The following is a 16805-nucleotide window of genomic DNA, read 5'->3' on the forward strand; positions in this document are numbered from 1 at the left end:
GCCGGACGCGGCGGGCGTTCGACGACCGCCGCGAGTCATCCCGCGGGACTGCGCCGCCCCGCCCGCGACGCGGCGGAGGCTTTGCCGAGGTTGGCGCCGGTGTCCGCGTCCCGCTGCGAGTGGCCGACGCCGTGCCAGTCCAGGCACATGACGGTCGCGTCGTCCAGCAGGTGGCCTTGGTGGGCGTCGACGACCGCCGAGATGAGGATGCGAGCGGCCTCACGCGGATGCAGCCCACGGGTGCGGACGATCAGGTCCGACAGATCGACCCGTTTGGCGTTGCGCTCCAGCATGCCGTCGGTCAGCATCACCAGCCGGTCGCCCGGACGCAGGTCCAGCGACTGGACCCGGTAGCCGTGAGGGGCATGGAAGCCGAACGGCATATCGACCTTCGGAGTGATCTCCCGCACCTGTCCGTCCCGCATCCGCAGCGGCCATGGATGTCCGGCGTTGATGAACTCGGTCGTGCCGTCGATCAGGCTGATACGCAGGAGCTGACCGGTGACGTAACTGTCACGGCCGTGCTCGCGCATCGCCCGGTCGGCCTCGTGGGCCTGTTCGGCGAGGTCAGCACCGGCTCGCCGCGCCCGGCGCAGGGCACCCACCAGGAGAGTGGCCAGCAGCGCGGCGTCGACATCGTGTCCCATGGCGTCCGTGACAGAGAGCTGGACCGTGTCCCGGTCGATCACGTAGTCGAAGGTGTCGCCCCCGACATGGTCCGCCGGCTCCAGCGCCCCGGCCACCGCGAACTGGGCGGCCTCGGAAGTCAGCGACGCCGGGAGCAGCCGGTGCTGGATCTCCGCGGCCAGGCTCAGCGGAACCGTACGGCGACCCCACTGGTACACGTCGGTGAAGGACCGGTTCGCGATGACGATGTACGCCAGGGCGTGCGCGGCCTCGCCGATCTCCCTCATCACCTCCGCGCCCGGCACCGTCGGCAGGAACAGTTCGAGGAGCCCGATGGCGTCCCCGCGGTTGGTCACCGGGGCGACGATCCGAACCAGTGAACCCTCGCCCACGTTCTCCACGCTCGGCCGCTGGGTGCGGATCACATCGTCGTACAGGGTTCCTCGTAGCGGGATGCGCTGGGCGGGTTTGTCGGTCTCGACGCTGCCCGCCGCCCCCAGCCGTACGACCGAGCCGCCGGTGAAGTCGGTGATGAGGAACGACACCGACGCGGCCCCCAGATGCTCCTTGAGTATGCGCGCGACCACGTCGAGCGACTCCACGGGTGCGGCGCTCTCTGCCGCCGCCAGCATCCCCGCCAGCGTCATCCCCCTGCCCTGGCCATTGCCGCTCTGCGGATCACGAGGGGTCGGCCCACCCTCTCCGTCAGGCCCGCATACGGTCACGGTGGCTCCTCGCCGCTCGTGGTGCTCAGGGTTCCGTACCGGATGCGCGAGGGGCCCGCGTCAAGCCCGGTGCGGGGGAGATGTTATTGCACCGCAGCGCCGCTCAACGGTATTCCTGTCGACCCGGCTCCGGGCTCCCCTGCGGCGGATGCGAGCGGTGCGCAGGCGGGCGGGGATCGTCTCGAAAGGCTCCGGCCTCCCGTGCCCGACTCCGGAAATCGCGGGTCGGGCACGGGACCGGAGACCGTGCTGCCGGGCTGTGGCTCAGGCGTCGATGATGACCGGGATGATGAGAGGCCTGCGGCGGTGGGTGCGGAACGCCCAGTTGGCCACGGCACGGGCGAGAAGCTGTTCGAGTTGGCGCGCGTCCCCGACCCCTTCCTCGGCCGCGGTGGCCAGCGTCTTCTCGATCACCGGGATGACCGGCTCGAAAGTGGCGTCGTCGTGGACGAACCCGCGGGCCAGGAAGTCGGGCGCCTCGGCGAGGGCGCCCGTGTCCGCGTCGACGATCGCCACCACCGTGACCACGCCCTCGGAAGCGAGAGTGAGGCGGTCCTTGAGGGACGCTTCGGTGGCGCCGCCGACCTCCATACCGTCCACGTAGACGTTGCCGGCGGGAACCTTGCCGGTGATGGACGCGCGCCCGTCGACGAGGTCGACCACGACGCCGTCCTCCGCGATGACGACCCGGTCGGGATCGACGCCGGTCCGGATGGCGAGATCGCCGTTGGCCCGCAGGTGGCGCCATTCGCCGTGCACGGGCATGACGTTGCGGGGCTTGACGATGTTGTAGCAGTAGACGAGTTCGCCGGCACTGGCGTGTCCCGAGACGTGCACCTTGGCGTTGCCCTTGTGGACCACGTGGGCGCCCCACCGGGTCAGGCCGTTGATCACCCGGTAGATGGCGTTCTCGTTGCCGGGGATGAGGGAACTGGCGAGCAGGACGGTGTCGCCCTTGCCGATGCGGATCACGTGGTCGCGGTTGGCCATCCGGGACAGCGCGGCCATCGGCTCGCCCTGGGAACCGGTGCACACCAGAGTGATCTTGTGGTCCGGGAGCTTCTCCAGCTCCTTCGTGCTCACGACCAGACCCGACGGAACCTTCAGATATCCCAGGTCACGGGCGATTCCCATGTTGCGGACCATCGACCGGCCGACGAAGGCGACCTTACGGCCGTGCTGGTGGGCGGCGTCCAGGACCTGCTGGATGCGGTGCACATGGCTGGCGAAGCTGGAGACGATGACGCGGCGCGGCGCGGTGCGCATCACCTGCTCGATCGCGGGGTTCAGCTCACGCTCGGAGGTGGTGAAGCCGGGTACCTCGGCGTTGGTGGAGTCGGTGAGGAAGAGATCCACGCCCTCCTCGCCGAGGCGGGCGAAAGCGCGCAGGTCGGTGATGCGTTCGTCGAGCGGGAACTGGTCCATCTTGAAGTCGCCGGTGTGCAGCACCATCCCGGCACCGGTGCGGATCGCGACCGCGAGGCTGTCCGGGATGGAGTGGTTGACCGCCACGAACTCGCAGTCGAAGGGCCCGAACCCGCGCCGGTCGCCCTCCCGCACCCGCACCGCGCGCGGACGGATGCCGTGCTCCTTGAGCTTGGCCTCCAGGAACGCCAGCGTCAGCTTGGAACCGACGACGGGGATGTCGCGCCGCTCGCGCAGCAGGTACGGCACGCCGCCGATGTGGTCCTCGTGGCCGTGGGTGAGGACGATGGCCACGACGTCGTCCAGCCGGTCCCGGATCGAGGTGAAGTCCGGCAGGATCACGTCCACGCCGGGCTGGGTCTCCTCGGGGAACAGCACGCCGCAGTCGACGATCAGCAACTTGCCGGCGTGCTCGAAGACCGTCATGTTGCGGCCGATCTCACCCAGGCCGCCCAGGGCAACGACCCGCAGCCCTCCCTCGGGAAGAGGCGGGGCGGCTTTCAGTTCGGGGTGCGGATGACTCATACCTTGACGGTACCCGGAGAGTGGGACGCGGTGATCCATTGCCCCTGTGTTCTGCGGCGAATCGGCGTGGGCCGATGCCGGAAAACCGGGATCAATCGGTGAGATGAAGCAGTAGACCGGTGCCCTGGACGACTGGCGATGCAGCGCCGCCGGCTTTGGTGTCCGTGGGCGGCGCCAGACGATCTCGTCCGTGCCTCGGCCGCGCCGACAGCCGATACCAGGGAAGGTGGGCGGGGGCGGGCGGGGATGCTGGTGCCGTACCGCGAGCCGGGGTGGAGGAGATCGTGCTCCCGCCGGACCACCAGTACGTCCTCGCCGCCGGCCGTGCGACAGACCGCCGGACGGGTCATGACGCGGCAGGGCGGCGAGATGCTCGGAGTTGACGTCAGCGTACGGGCGGGAGGCCGGCCGGACCGACTGACCGCGGTCGGCTACGGAAATGCCCGACGGCCGGTTCACTATCCGCCTGTGAGCAGCGTGCGATCGGGGTGGTTGCCGGGGGCGCGCCGACCGGTGCTGTCAGGAGGCGTCTAAGGTCGCGTCCATGACGAGGACCACGCCCCCGCGCCCTCTCGATGTCGAGGCGTTCTTCCCGGAACTGGCGGCCTTTCGGGGGACGGTGACCCGACTCCATCCGCGGCCGGGCAGAACGGACCCGTCGGCCAGTTCCGTGGGCGGTCCTATGCTGTGGCCGGCGGACGAGCCGTGGCCGCTGTGCGGCGAGGTTCACGGCCGTGGGCATGGCCGACGCCCGGCCGACATCCGTCGCTATCGGCAGGTTCTGGCTCTCGCGTGGGCCCGCGAGCAGGATCCCGGCCCCACGGACGATGAGCGGGAGCTTCTGGGCGAGCTGTACCGGAAGCATCGGATCCCCGGGGTGTCCGACACCGATCCGCTGCCGATGATCGGCCTCGCGCAGCTGTACCGGCGGGATGTGCCCGACCTGCCGGCGGGGCCGGATGACTGCGATCTGCTTCAAGTGTTCTGGTGTCCCTTCGACGCGCACGGCCCGGGCCGGTACGACCTGGCGCTGCACCTGCGCTGGCGGCGGTCGTGGGAGGTCGGTGCGGTGCTGAACGAGCCACCGCAGCCGCTGGTCGTCGGGTACGAGGGCTTCGTGCCCGAGCCCTGTGTGCTGCACCCGGAGCAGATGGTCACCTACCCGTTCGCCGGCCTTCTGCCCGAGGAACTGTGCGACCGGCTCGACGCGTGGGACGTAGCCCTTGAGGAGGAAGCCGAGCAGACGGCGGGTGCAAGCACGACAGAGCCGCTCGGCTATCAGTACGACCTGTCCATCCCGCCCGGCTGGCGGGTGGGCGGCTTCGCCTCCTGGCATGCGACCGACCCGTACGCCATGGACTGCCTGACCTGCGCGACACCGATGCACCTGCTGTTGACCGTCGACAGTTCGGAGTGGGACGGCGGCAGCCGCAGCTGGAAACCGCTGGAGGACCGGAGCCGGCCCGCTCACCGTTCTGCCACCCCCACAATGGTCACTGTGGGTCGCTGGGGCGAGCTCAACATATTCGCCTGCCCCGACGATCCCCGGCATCCGCACCGCTGGAGCATCCAATAGGTCGTCCGGTCTCCATCCGCTGTGGCCCCGCCGGTGCAGGCGCTCGGTCCTCAGCCCACCGACTCTCGCGATCCGCGAACCCCTGTGGGCACACGGACGGCCGCGATCACAAAGCCACTGCGGACCCGTGCCGGTATGCGATTCAGCGGGATCCGCAGATCCTGCCGGGGCACGCCGTACTCCAGCCGGGCCAGGCGCGGCCCCAAGGCCCGCAGCAGTGCGACCGTGATGTCCTCGCCGGGGCAGCGGTGACCGGTGGCGGGGTCACCCCCGCCCTGGGGGACGAGGTCGTCTCGATGGGGCGTCCGGTCCAGGAAGCGTTGCGGCTCGAAGGAGTACGGCTCGTCCCAGAGGGAGGGATCGTGGTTCTGCCCGTACAGGTCGAGCAGGACCAGCGCACCGGACGGAATCGGCTCTCCCCGCCAGGTCAGATCCGCGACCGCCCGACCGCCGAGGAAGGGGGCGAAGGGGTAGAAACGGCGCAACTCGTGGGCGAACGCCACGGCGTAGGCGTCGTCCTCCCGCAGGCGTTCCCGGACGCCGGGCCCGGCGTGCAGATGCAGGGCGTGACCGGCGTAGGAGACGAACCAGCAGACCGCGACGGTGGGGCGAACGATGTTGAGCAGTTCGACGGCGGCGGTGTGCGGGTCCAGGAGCCGGCCGTCGAGGTCGCGGTGTCCGGCCACCACGTCCAGCGGGGAGCCGGGCGCCGCACTGACGCTGCCGTCCCGCACCTCCTCGACCAGGCGTCCCAGCCATGCCTCGCAGCGGGCCCGGGCACGGCGGGCCCGCCAGTGGCGGGGCCCCACGGTGGCGAAGCCGTCGACCATGGCGACCAGGTCCTGAGCCGCTCGCTCGGAGTCGTCGAGAGGGATCCCGGCCCACCGGCAGACGCCTCGCGTCAGAATCCTGCTCGCTTCGTCGAACAGCACGACCGAGGGCCGCCGGGACCACGCGGCCTCGGCCTCGTCCCACTCGGCGGCGACGAGTTCCACCAGGCTCGCGACCGCCTGCGGCGCCGTGAGCAGGGAGAGGAACATCTGCTTGCGTACGCGGTGGGCCGGTCCGTCCAGGGTGTGTACGGCTCCGTGGCCGAACAGCGTGCTCAGCACCGGTCCGGGAAGCGCCGTACCGCGCTCCACGTGCCGTTCGTCGTAGAAGAACCGCACTGCCTGCGGACCGTGCAGGGAGACGGTGTGCTGCCCCATGACCCGGGTGCGTACCAGGGGGCCGTCGGTACGGCGTCGGCGGTCGGGCAGCCAGGTGTACCCCTTGGCGAGGACGGCGAGGGAACTGTCGGCGAGCGGAAGACGGCGACTGCGATTCATGTCTGGCTGGGTGCCCGCCGGCCCGGCGAGGAAACGAGCCCCGGCCCGGGGCGGCGCCGACCGGGTCAGGCCAGGCGGATACCCACGATGCAGGTGTCGTCGTCGGTGTCCGACTTGCTGTGGGTGAGCAGACGGTCCAGCTGGTGGTCGAGTGCGGGCAGCCCGGTGCGCGCGGCCGTCAGGAGCTGGGCCAGCGACTCCTCCACGGAGCGGTCACGGCGTTCGATCAGACCGTCCGTGTACATCAGCAAGGTGTCGCCCACGGCGAGCTGTACCTCGTGCTCCTCATACGTGGCCTCCGGCATGGCGCCGAGCAGCAGACCCTTGACCAGCGGCAGCGGGGCCGCATCGGCAGCGCGCACCAGGACGGGCGGCAGATGGCCCGCCCGGGCCCAGCGAAGAGTGTGCAGGTCGGGGTCGTACAGGCCGCAGACGGCTGTGGCGGTGACGGAACCCGTCAGATGGTGGGTCACCATGTTGAGCCAGGACAGCAGCTGGCCGGGCCCGGCGCCCGTCACGGCGAGTCCGCGCAGCGCGTTGCGCAGGACGACCATGCCGGTGGCCGCCTCGATGCCGTGCCCGGCGACGTCCCCCACGCACAGCAGCACCAGGCCGGACGGCAGCACGACCGCGTCGTACCAGTCACCGCCTACCAGGTGCTGGGTCTCCGCCGGGCGGTAGCGCACGGCCACCTGCAGTCCGGGAACCTCCAGCGGCGCCTGGGCCGGGGGCATGATGGCGTGCTGCAACTGGAGGGCGAGCCGGTTGCGTTCGCTGGACTGCTGCTCGCTGTGGGCGAGTTGGTCACGGGTGGCCGCGAGGGCGACCTCGGTCCAGTGGTGGGCGGAGATGTCCTGGTAGGCGCCGCGCAGGACGTTCACCTGGCCGTCGGAGTCGAGGACCGGCTCGGCCACGACGCGGATGTGGCGGGTGACTCCGTCGGGTCGTTGCAGACGGAACGCCGCCGACGCGGGACGGTGGTGGTGAAGGACGGTGCGGACGAAGCGGCCGATGGCGACGGCGTCGTCGGGGTGGGCGTGGGCGGGCAGGTTCTCCAGGGACACGGGGGAGCTGGAGGCGGGCCTGCCGTAGAGCTCGTAGAGCTGTCCGTTCCAGGTGATCTCGCCGGTGAGGAGGTTCTCCTCGAAGCCGCCGATGCGGCCCAGGCGCTGGGCGTGCTGGAGGAGGCTCGCCAGCCGGGCCGTCTCGTCCTCGATGCGCCAGATGAGCAGGACGCTGCCGCCGTGGCGGCTGATGTTGATGTCGGCGACCGCCGCGAGGGGGACGTCGTCGACCAGGGCGGTGAGCCGCATGCGGCGGGCGCGGTAGGGCTCGCCGGTGGCGTAGACGCGTTCGATGCGCTCGAACAGCTCGCTCTGGCCCGCGGCCATCGGATACGCCTCGAGCAGGAGGGCACCGTTGATCACGCCGCGCGGCCGGCCGGCGGGGTCCAGGAAGCGGCTGTTGGCGTGGTGGATGCGGAAGTCGACCAGATCACCGTCCGCGTCCAGGTGCGGTACCAGGACCAGGGTCGGATCGTGCAGGCCGTCGGCCAGGTCCATGAGTTCGGTGACGTCCGGCAGGACTCCGGGACCCGGGCTCACGTCGCCGGGGTGGACCGTGTAGGTCTCCAGGGTGTGTGCACACAGCTCGGCCAGTGCCTCGATCTGGCGGACGATCTGCGGGCGCGGAGGATCCACCGGAACGGGCCAGGAGATCTCCAGGACTCCGTGGATGCGCCCGCCGGTCCCGGCCGGTACGGCGACCCGGCCGCCGTCGGGGTGGTGGTCGCGGCCGATGGAGGGCAGGCCGGTCTCGGACAGACTGCGGACCCAGTGCCCTGTCCGCTCGGCGAGTCCGCGTCGCGCCACGGTCGCCACACCGGGCGGCACATGTCGCCAGCGTTCGGCCTCGGCGGCGGAGAATCCGGCGCTGCCGGCCAGGGCGAGGGAACCGTCGGCTCCCAGCGCCCAGATGGCCACCGCCTCCGCGCCCAGCGGGGTCAGGGCGTGCTCCAGCAGGGAGTCGGCGACGGACTGGGTGTCCTGGGCGGCCAGCGCACCGCTTTCGGCGGCCCGTAGCCGTACGGCGGAGGAAGGGCTGTCCGAGGGGTCGGCGGCCCCGGTGTGCGTCCCGGTGGTCGCCAGGAAGGCGGTGGTCACCTCCGAGAGCCGGTCGCGCGAGGCCTGGTTGATGACCTCGACCGCGAACTCGAGAGGTGACACCCCTGCCTGTGCGGTGAGTTCGGCGAGCTGTCGCGCGGCCTGTGCGGGCCCGCACCTCAGCCGCTCGACCAGGATGCCCTTGGCCAGTTCGATCAGAGCGCGCCCGTCCGCCTCGGCCTGCGCCTCCCGCACTTCGCGGCGCAGCCGCTCCACGGTCGCCGCGAGCCGGCCGACCGGGGAGGTCTGGCCGAGATCCGCCTCACCGTGGGCATCGACGGGCCCGGCCGGTTCGCCGGCCGCCGGTCCTTCGCCCCCCGGCACGGAGTGCCCGCCGCACGGGGCCTGGGCGCCCTGCGGTTCGAGCGGCTGCTGGAGATCACTCACGGTGGCTGTTCCTCACGCGGTCGGCTGATGGGCGCTGCGGGTGCGGGACGTGGTCACGCGGGCAGCCAGCTTCGGACGCGGGCGATGAGGTCGTTGGTGTCGACGGGCTTGGTGACGTAGTCGTTCGCGCCCGACGCGAGGCTCTTCTCCTGGTCACCGGGCATCGCCTTCGCGGTGACGGCGATGATGGGAAGCTCCACGTACCGGGGCATCGTGCGGATCTCCGCGGTGGCGGCGTAGCCGTCCATCTCCGGCATCATCACGTCCATCAGGACCAGCGAGATGTCCGGGTGGGCGAGCAGCATCTCGATGCCCTTACGGCCGTTGTCCGCGTGCAGGACATGGAAGCCGTGCAGTTCCAGCACCCCGCTCAGGGCGAAGAGGTTGCGTGCGTCGTCGTCGACCACGAGGACCGTGCGGCCGGCGAAGGAGTCGTCCACGACCTGCGCGGCGGGGCGCTGGCCGTCCTCGGCGCGCACCAGAGACAGCACGTCGCCCGGCTGTTCGGCCGACAGGTGCAGGGTGATGCGCTCACGCAGTTCGTCCAGGCTGGCGAGGAAGTCCAGCGGCCGGTCGCCGGCGCGGGAGCGCAGGGCCTGCTCCTGGGCGAGGTCGACGCGATGGCCGGTGTGGACGAGTACGGGCACGCTGGCGAGCGCGGAGTCGCCGCCCATGGCGGCGAGGAAGTCCGCGCCCTCGTCGTCGGGCATGCCGAGTTCGAGGACGACGCAGTGGCAGGGTTCGGCCGCCAGGGTGGCGGCCGCCTCCTGGGCGCCGACGGCGGTGATGATGTCGATCGCCCCGTGCGGATCACCGGGGTCCTGCGTGATGTCCGCGACGGCCCGCTCCGCGACCAGCGTGAGCAGACCGCGCGGGCGCTCCTCGATGACCAGCAGACGGCGCCTGCGCTGCTCGGACGCCGGTCCGGAACCGGAGAGGGCGCGGGGCGCGGGCGTGCTCTCGAAGGCGATGGGGGAGTCGATCTGCTCCACCGGCCGGCCCCCGTCCAGCAGCTCCTCGAAGTCGGCGCGCGCCACCGGCAGATACAGCGTGAACGTGCTGCCCTGACCGGGTGTGCTGTCGACGGTGACGGCGCCGCCGAGCAGCTGGGCGATCTCCCGGGTGATCGACAGGCCGAGGCCGGTGCCGCCGTACTTGCGGCTGGTCGTCCCGTCGGCCTGCTGGAACGCCCCGAAGATCGTCTCCAGTTGCTGCTGGGGGATGCCGATGCCGGTGTCCTTGACCCGGAACGCCACGACCGCTCCGCCCCGGTGCACGTCCGCGGGCACCTCACGGTCGGCGGCGGGTTCGATCCGCAGCTCCACGCCGCCCTGCTCGGTGAACTTCACCGCGTTCGACAGCAGGTTGCGCAGGATCTGACGCAGCCGGGAGTCGTCGGTGAGCAGGTCGGCCGGGGTGCCGGGCGCGGTGGCCACCGTGAAGTCGAGGCTCTTCTGCGTCGTCATCGGCTTGAACGTCGCCTCGACGTAGTCCAGAAGCTTGCGCAGCGGCACCCGCTCGGGAGTGACGTCCATCTTGCCGGCCTCGACCTTCGACAGGTCGAGGATGTCGTTGATCAGCTGGAGCAGGTCCGAGCCCGCCGAGTGGATGATGCCCGCGTACTCGACCTGCTTGGGGGTGAGGTTGCGCGAGGGGTTCTGCGCCAGCAACTGGGCCAGGATCAGCAGGCTGTTGAGCGGGGTGCGCAGTTCATGGCTCATGTTGGCCAGGAACTCCGACTTGTACTTGGACGCCAGCGACAACTGCTGGGCCCGGGTCTCCAGTTCCTGCCGCGCCTGCTCGATCTGGAGGTTCTTGGCCTCGATGTCGCGGTTCTGCGAGACCAGCAGGGAGGCCTTCTCCTCGAGTTCGGCGTTGGAGCGCTGCAGTTCGTCCTGCTGGACCTGCAACTCCTCCGACCTGGCCTGGAGTTCCGCGGTCAGACGCTGGGACTCGTCCAGCAGCTCGTCGGTACGGACGTTGGCCACGATGGTGTTGAGGTTGACGCCGATGGTCGGCATCAACTGCGCCAGGAAGTCCTGGTGGATCTGGGTGAAGCGGCTGACGGAGGCCAGCTCGATGACGCCCAGGACCTGTTCCTCGGCCACGATGGGCAGCACCACCAGGGCACTGGGGACCGCCTGCCCGAGACCCGAGGAGATGGTGACGTACCCCTCCGGCAGCTCCTCCACGGTGATCGGACGGCGGTTGCGTGCCGCCTGGCCGACCAGCGACCGTCCCACGGGGATGCGGGTGGGACGCTCCTCGTCGTCGGGATAGCCGTACGAGCCCACCAGCCGCAGTTCCGGACCGCGCTCGGAGTCCTCGGCCAGGTAGAAGGCGCCGTACTGGGCCGCGACGAGCGGCGTGAGTTCGTCCATGATCAGCTCGGCGACCACGGGCAGGTCACGGTGGCCCTGCAGCAGGCTGGAGATACGGGCGAGGTTGGTCTTGAGCCAGTCCTGCTCCTGGTTGGCCCGCGTGGTCTCCCGCAGGGACTCCACCATGGAGTTGATGTTGTCCTTGAGGTCGGCGACCTCGCCCGAGGCCTCCACGGTGATCGAGCGGGTCAGGTCGCCCTCGGCGACGGCACTGGTGACCTCGGCGATCGCGCGGACCTGCCGTGTGAGGTTCCCGGCCAGTTCGTTGACGTTCTCCGTCAGCCGCTTCCACGTGCCCTCGACACCCTCGACCTCGGCCTGTCCGCCGAGCCGCCCCTCGCTGCCGACCTCGCGGGCGACGCGGGTGACCTCGGCGGCGAACGACGACAGCTGGTCGACCATCGTGTTGATGGTGGTCTTGAGCTCCAGGATCTCACCGCGGGCGTCGACGTCGATCTTCTTCGACAGATCGCCGTTGGCCACCGCGGTCGTCACCAGGGCGATGTTGCGCACCTGCCCGGTGAGGTTGTTGGCCATCGAGTTGACGTTGTCCGTGAGGTCCTTCCACGTGCCGGCCACGTTCGGCACGTGCGCCTGTCCGCCCAGCCGTCCTTCGGTGCCGACCTCGCGGGCGACGCGGGTGACCTCGTCGGCGAACGCGGACAGCGTGTCGACCATGGTGTTGATGACGTCCGCCAGGGCGGCGACCTCGCCCTTGGCCTCGACGGTGATCTTCTGCGAGAGGTCACCACGGGCCACAGCGGTGGCGACCTGGGCGATCGAACGGACCTGTCCGGTCAGGTTCGACGCCATCACGTTGACGTTGTCGGTGAGGTCCTTCCAGGTCCCCGACACGCCCCGGACGATCGCCTGTCCGCCCAGATTGCCCTCGGTGCCGACCTCGCGGGCGACGCGGGTGACCTCGTCGGCGAAGGCGGAGAGCTGGTCGACCATGGTGTTGATGGTGTTCTTGAGTTCGAGGATCTCGCCGCGGGCGTCGACGGTGATCTTCTGGGAGAGGTCGCCCTGCGCGACCGCGGTGGCGACCTGGGCGATCGAACGGACCTGTCCGGTCAGGTTGCCGCCCATGAAGTTCACGGAGTCCGTGAGGTCGCGCCAGGTGCCCCGCACCCCCTTGACGTCCGCCTGTCCGCCCAGTCGGCCCTCGGTGCCGACTTCGCGGGCGACGCGGGTGACCTCGTCGGCGAAGGCGGAGAGCTGGTCGACCATGGTGTTGATGGTGTTCTTGAGTTCGAGGATCTCGCCGCGGGCGTCGACGGTGATCTTCTGGGAGAGGTCGCCCTGCGCCACAGCGGTCGTCACCTGGGCGATGTTGCGGACCTGCGAGGTGAGGTTGCCCGCCATGAAGTTGACGGAGTCGGTCAGATCCCGCCAGACACCGCCGACCCCGGGCACCTGGGCCTGCCCGCCCAGACGGCCCTCGCTGCCGACCTCGCGGGCGACGCGGGTGACCTCCGCCGCGAACGACGACAGCTGGTCGACCATCGTGTTGACGGTCTCCTTGAGCTGGAGGATCTCCCCGCGCGCGGGTACGTCGATCTTCTGGGACAGGTCGCCCTTGGCCACCGCCGTCGCCACCTGGGCGATGTCCCGGACCTGCGTGGTCAGGTTGCCCGCCATGGCGTTGACCGAGTCGGTGAGGTCCGCCCAGGTGCCGGAGACCCCCGGCACCTCCGCCTGACCGCCCAGCGTGCCCTCGGTGCCCACCTCGCGGGCCACCCGGGTGACCTCCGACGTGAACACGGACAACTGGTCGACCATGCCGTTGAAGACCGTGGCGATGTCGCCGAGGAGCCCCTGTCCGTCGGACGGCAGCCGGGTACCGAAGTCGCCGTCCCGCACGGCGGTCAGACCCGCCAGCAACTGCCGCAGTTCCTGCTCGCCCGACGCCCTCTCCTGGACGTCCGTCGCCTTGCCGCTCATGCGCATCCTCGTTCCGTCCCCAAGAGTCCCCACCCCGAGGACTCGGAACCACGCCGGGCCCATGAAGAGCCCGCTCACCAGCGATGATCCCGCGGTTTGCGAATATGCCCGCTGAGAAATCCGTCGAAGATTAACGCAGTTGCAGAGCCGTCACCAACGCTCGCCGCGGGAGGCCGAACCGGGCGAAAAAAGCGAGAAGGAAAGCGGCATGGTGCAGGTGAACGGGGGTACTCGGTGAGATTTCCTTCGGCCGCGTCCTGCCGGTGGCGCACGCTCTGCCAGGACGGGGGAGCGTGCCGCCTGCGGTGCGGACAGATCCCCGGAGGAGCAGTGACCGGGGCCGTTCCGGCTGCTGCGAGGAGAGGCGTTCGGGTACTCACCGTGGTGCGCAGGCGCGACGCGCCATGCCGGCGAGCGGCCTCGTCCGGCGTCGCCTGCCACTCGCCGCTGTCGGGCCGGCCGCCGTGCAATGTCACCTTCCTCGCAATGGCACCCTCCTCCAGAGCGGCGGCCCGACCAACACCCGAGGGCAGGGGAAGTCGGTAAAACCGCGGGTCACCGAGAGGCTGGTGGCTGCAGACGGCACGCCGGGCCGAGTGGCCGCCGCGTGGGCCCGAAGCCGGCCTGTTTCGAGGTACGTGCCTGTAGGGGGCCGCCAGCCGCTCCTCGACGCTCGGCTCACAGTGGTCGCCCGGGGCCCGCCTCGGCGCCGACGGCCCTGTGCGAGCCGGTGACGATCACGAGTTACAGGTGGTCCTCGATCGGCGTTCGTCACCGCACGCGGACGCCTCCTCGTTTCGACGGCGGCTTGCGTGCCCACCACCCTGAGAAAGGCCTGAACCCGCCCGGCCCATGGCCGGAACGTGCGCCGATGCGCTGCGGGACGCATCGGTGGGCATCGGTGCCGCATCGGGCGAACGCCGGCGCTGTCGGTCACTCCACGAGAGCATCCCGGACGGTCGGGCGACAGGGGATGACGCTGTCTATGCCCACCAGCTGCAGGGTGCGCAGCACGGCGCCGCGGACCCCGGCGAGCCGCAGCCACCCCCTCCCGGCCGTCGCGGCCTGGTAGGAGAGGATCAGGGCGTTGACGCCGCTGGAATCCATGAACGTGACCTGGCTCAGGTCGACGACGACCCGGTGCACGGAGCCCGCGTCCCCCGAGGACATGGCCCGGGTCAGGGCGCCCACGGTCTGGTAGTCGATCTCTCCGTGGACGCTGAGGACGGTGATCCCGTCGGTGTCGGTACGGACCACGGAAAGTCTGCCGCGACCCACTGCTTCCTGGTTCTCTGTCACTTGCGTCCTCCACGCGCTCGGTGGGGGCTGTGCCACGTTCATGTCGCCATCGCTGCCCCGCGATCCCCGTGTGATGCCCCCAAGGAGCGCATTCATTACTCGCGGCTCAGGCGTAGTGCGCGAAAAGCCGGGTAGATGCGCCGCCATGAACGGGGTATTGCAGATCGTCAGCAGGGAGCCCGTCCCGCCCGAGGAGTGTTCCCGGATGCCGGATGCCACGCCTGCCGAGGTAACCGTGGCACTGGACGGGGCGTACGGCTGCATCGCCGACGCACGGAGCCAGGCCTCGGCGTTCCTGACGCGGGCCCAGTCCGAGCACGGGCTGCCGGTATCGGCCCGCACCATGGACCTGGCGCAGCTGGTTGTCAGCGAACTGGTCACCAACGCACTGAAATACGCGCCCGGCCCGGTGCTGTTGCAACTGCGCATCGTCGACAGCAGGCTCGAGATCGTCGTATGGGACACCGATCCCGCACTGCCGCTGGCCCGCGCGGCCGACGTCGGACGGGTGGGGCAGCACGGTCTGGAGATCGTGATGGCAGTCGTGCAGAGTTTCGAGGTGGAGCGGGAGCCCGTCGGCAAGCGCATCACCGTCCGGCTCGCGCTGTTCGACGATCCGCTGCTCGGTTTCGAGAGCTGAACAGCGACTGGACGACGGCTGAGGGCCTGCTCCACCAGGGGTGGGCCCGGGCCGACGCTGCTCGCCTGCCTGGGCAGCTCGTGGAGTGGCGCGACGCCTGATGCCGGATCCACGCCGCCGCACCAAGGTCGTGCACAGCCGCCCCCTTGCCCTGCCACCTGGATTCGGCTTCGGCAAGCAGGCGGCGAGGGGGCCTCCCGGCAGCACTATGTGGCCGACGCCATGTCCGTGTCGGCCGCGTCAACCGTGCTGCCGTCGCCGCGCTCCTGCGGGCGGTCGGCGCTCGAGTGGGATCCGCTGGGCAGGTGCTCGACCACGGCGACGAACTCGCGGAAGGCCCGGTCGGTGCGCGTGACGTCGCCGGTGGCGTCGAGGTCCATGATGAGCCCACGAATGACGGCGAGGACGAGCGTCGCGAGATCAGGCCTGCCGATGCTGCGCAGGCCGTCCTCGAGCGGCCCGAGCCAGTCGGTCGTCGCGCTGCGCCGGAAGTCGGGCCACAACTGCTGCTCCGCACTCTCGCGCAACCGCCCGAACATCCGCAGGTACGGCCGCCCGTCCGAGCCGGTGATGCACGTCCAGGCCCGGTTCAGGGTGGTCGTGTACGGCTCGTCGGGTCGCGCCCGCAGGAGGTCGCCGAACATGTCGAGTTGACGTTGCCGCGCACGACCGAGGACGGCCCGCAGCAGGGCGTCGCGGGTACCGAAGTGGTAGATCAGCATGCGGGCCGAGGTTCCGGTGGCGGTGGCCAGCGGTTCCAGCCGGTCGGGGAGGCCGTGCGCGAGCGCGTGATCGGCGCAGGCATCGAGCAGCCTCTCCTTGATGTGCGGTTGAGGTCGTCTGCCCATTGCCCCACTTTTTCACGTAACTGACGCTACGTCTATCGTCGAGACGGAGAACCAGGTCGGACGTGGAGGCAGCGATGAGGATCGTTTTCGTGCATGGGGCGTGCGTGCGGGACGGGTCATGGTGGTGGCACCGCACCGCCGAACTCCTGCAGGAACGAGGGGTGGCGAGCGTTGCCCCGGCACTCCCGAGCTGCGGCGAGACAGGCCGGCCCGGTGGCGCCGGTGGGCCTGGTCTGCCCGAGGACGTGGCCGCGGTACGGCAGGTACTGCAGGACGGCGACGAGCCCACCATCGTGGTCGCCCACAGCTACGGCGGCATCGTCACAGCGGAAGCCGCCGCGGGAATCGACGCGGTGCAGCACCTGCTGCTGATCTCCAGTTACCTGCCCGAGGTCGGGCAGAGCCTGTCGGAGTTCGGGGACGGCGGCCCTGCCCCGTTCCTCGACGTCGACCCCGGCGCCGGCACGTTCGGGGTCCGCCCCGAACTGCTCGTGGACACCTTCCTGCACGACTGTGATCCCGAGGTCCAGGCGCAGGCGGTGGACCGTCTCGCCGGGCAGAGCGTGCAGGTGATCGGGCAGGCGGTCGGGGCGGCCGCATGGCAGCAGGTGCCCTCGACGTACCTCGTCTGCGCTCAGGACCGGGGCACCCCGGCCCGCCTGCAGCGCGAGTTCGCCCGCCGGGCCGGCAGCGTCGTCGAACTCGACGCCGGCCACCATCCGTTCCTGTCCCGGCCCGCCGCGGTGGGGGACCTCCTGCTGAGCCTGTGACGGCAGGCGGAGCCGGGGGACGACCCGGCGGGGTTTCGGAGGGCCTACCGGCTGTAACTGAGCGCTTCAGGCGGGCACTTCGCCAAGTACGGCGCCCAGTACGCACCCAGACGTAGCCGACCACCCGGTGACGCCGAAAACCGCGAGCCTTTCGGTCACCGCCCAGGC

The 16805-nt window shown here is 70.5% G+C and carries 10 protein-coding genes; 3 read left to right on the forward strand and 7 right to left on the reverse strand.

All coding sequences use genetic code 11. The annotated features are described in order from the left end of the window. Positions 1–35: 35 nt before the first annotated feature. Both ACFYRX_RS44675 and ACFYRX_RS44680 read right to left on the reverse strand, forming a co-directional pair. Positions 36–1274 carry a PP2C family protein-serine/threonine phosphatase gene (locus ACFYRX_RS44675; RefSeq protein ID WP_389112899.1) on the reverse strand — a complete coding sequence of 413 codons (1239 nt, stop codon included), beginning with the start codon at positions 1272–1274 and terminating at the stop codon, positions 36–38. A gap of 342 nt (positions 1275–1616) precedes the next feature. Next, complete coding sequence (locus ACFYRX_RS44680; protein WP_389112901.1) at positions 1617–3302, reverse strand: ribonuclease J; 1686 nt, start codon at positions 3300–3302, stop codon at positions 1617–1619. Positions 3303–3846: 544 nt separating this feature from the next. Between ACFYRX_RS44680 and ACFYRX_RS44685 the strand changes: the two genes are divergently transcribed. Further along, on the forward strand, positions 3847–4878 hold the full coding sequence (locus ACFYRX_RS44685; protein ID WP_389112902.1) for a hypothetical protein: 1032 nt from the start codon (positions 3847–3849) through the stop codon (positions 4876–4878). Between the two features lie 50 nt (positions 4879–4928). Here ACFYRX_RS44685 and ACFYRX_RS44690 read toward each other — a convergent pair whose 3' ends face one another. From ACFYRX_RS44690 to ACFYRX_RS44705, 4 genes are all read right to left on the reverse strand, one after another. Further along, positions 4929–6206 (reverse strand): cytochrome P450, encoded by a 1278-nt coding sequence (locus ACFYRX_RS44690; protein ID WP_389112904.1) that lies wholly within the window; start codon positions 6204–6206, stop codon positions 4929–4931. Between the two features lie 65 nt (positions 6207–6271). Continuing rightward, entirely contained in the window at positions 6272–8755 is a 2484-nt protein-coding gene (locus ACFYRX_RS44695; protein ID WP_389112906.1) for a SpoIIE family protein phosphatase, read from the reverse strand. A 53-nt stretch (positions 8756–8808) separates the two neighbouring features. Next, complete coding sequence (locus ACFYRX_RS44700) at positions 8809–13086, reverse strand: HAMP domain-containing protein (protein WP_389112908.1); 4278 nt, start codon at positions 13084–13086, stop codon at positions 8809–8811. 927 nt (positions 13087–14013) lie between these two features. Continuing rightward, on the reverse strand, positions 14014–14379 hold the full coding sequence (locus tag ACFYRX_RS44705) for an STAS domain-containing protein (RefSeq protein WP_389112909.1): 366 nt from the start codon (positions 14377–14379) through the stop codon (positions 14014–14016). Between the two features lie 205 nt (positions 14380–14584). Between ACFYRX_RS44705 and ACFYRX_RS44710 the strand changes: the two genes are divergently transcribed. Further along, a complete protein-coding gene (locus tag ACFYRX_RS44710; protein WP_389112911.1) occupies positions 14585–15019 on the forward strand; it encodes an ATP-binding protein in 435 nt (144 codons plus the stop codon). A gap of 206 nt (positions 15020–15225) precedes the next feature. Here ACFYRX_RS44710 and ACFYRX_RS44715 read toward each other — a convergent pair whose 3' ends face one another. Continuing rightward, complete coding sequence (locus ACFYRX_RS44715) at positions 15226–15867, reverse strand: TetR/AcrR family transcriptional regulator (protein ID WP_389112913.1); 642 nt, start codon at positions 15865–15867, stop codon at positions 15226–15228. A gap of 74 nt (positions 15868–15941) precedes the next feature. On the opposite strand from ACFYRX_RS44715, the gene ACFYRX_RS44720 reads away from it, so the two are divergent. Next, the gene (locus ACFYRX_RS44720) at positions 15942–16637 is read left to right on the forward strand and encodes an alpha/beta hydrolase (protein ID WP_389112915.1); all 696 of its coding nucleotides are present in this window, start codon (positions 15942–15944) and stop codon (positions 16635–16637) included. The last annotated feature ends 168 nt before the right edge of the window (positions 16638–16805 follow it).

Origin of the sequence: Streptomyces sp. NPDC005374, assembly GCF_042872225.1 — a bacterium.
In the GTDB taxonomy this organism is placed as follows: Bacteria; Actinomycetota; Actinomycetes; order Streptomycetales; family Streptomycetaceae; genus Streptomyces.

Coding starts and splice junctions, on each gene's coding strand:
- ACFYRX_RS44685 (WP_389112902.1), top strand. CDS start 3,847: ATGACGAGGACCACGCCCCCGCGCCCTCTCGATGTCGAGGCGTTCTTC.
- ACFYRX_RS44715 (WP_389112913.1), bottom strand. CDS start 15,867: ATGGGCAGACGACCTCAACCGCACATCAAGGAGAGGCTGCTCGATGCC.
- ACFYRX_RS44690 (WP_389112904.1), bottom strand. CDS start 6,206: ATGAATCGCAGTCGCCGTCTTCCGCTCGCCGACAGTTCCCTCGCCGTC.
- ACFYRX_RS44710 (WP_389112911.1), top strand. CDS start 14,585: ATGCCGGATGCCACGCCTGCCGAGGTAACCGTGGCACTGGACGGGGCG.
- ACFYRX_RS44700 (WP_389112908.1), bottom strand. CDS start 13,086: ATGCGCATGAGCGGCAAGGCGACGGACGTCCAGGAGAGGGCGTCGGGC.
- ACFYRX_RS44675 (WP_389112899.1), bottom strand. CDS start 1,274: ATGACGCTGGCGGGGATGCTGGCGGCGGCAGAGAGCGCCGCACCCGTG.
- ACFYRX_RS44720 (WP_389112915.1), top strand. CDS start 15,942: ATGAGGATCGTTTTCGTGCATGGGGCGTGCGTGCGGGACGGGTCATGG.
- ACFYRX_RS44680 (WP_389112901.1), bottom strand. CDS start 3,302: ATGAGTCATCCGCACCCCGAACTGAAAGCCGCCCCGCCTCTTCCCGAG.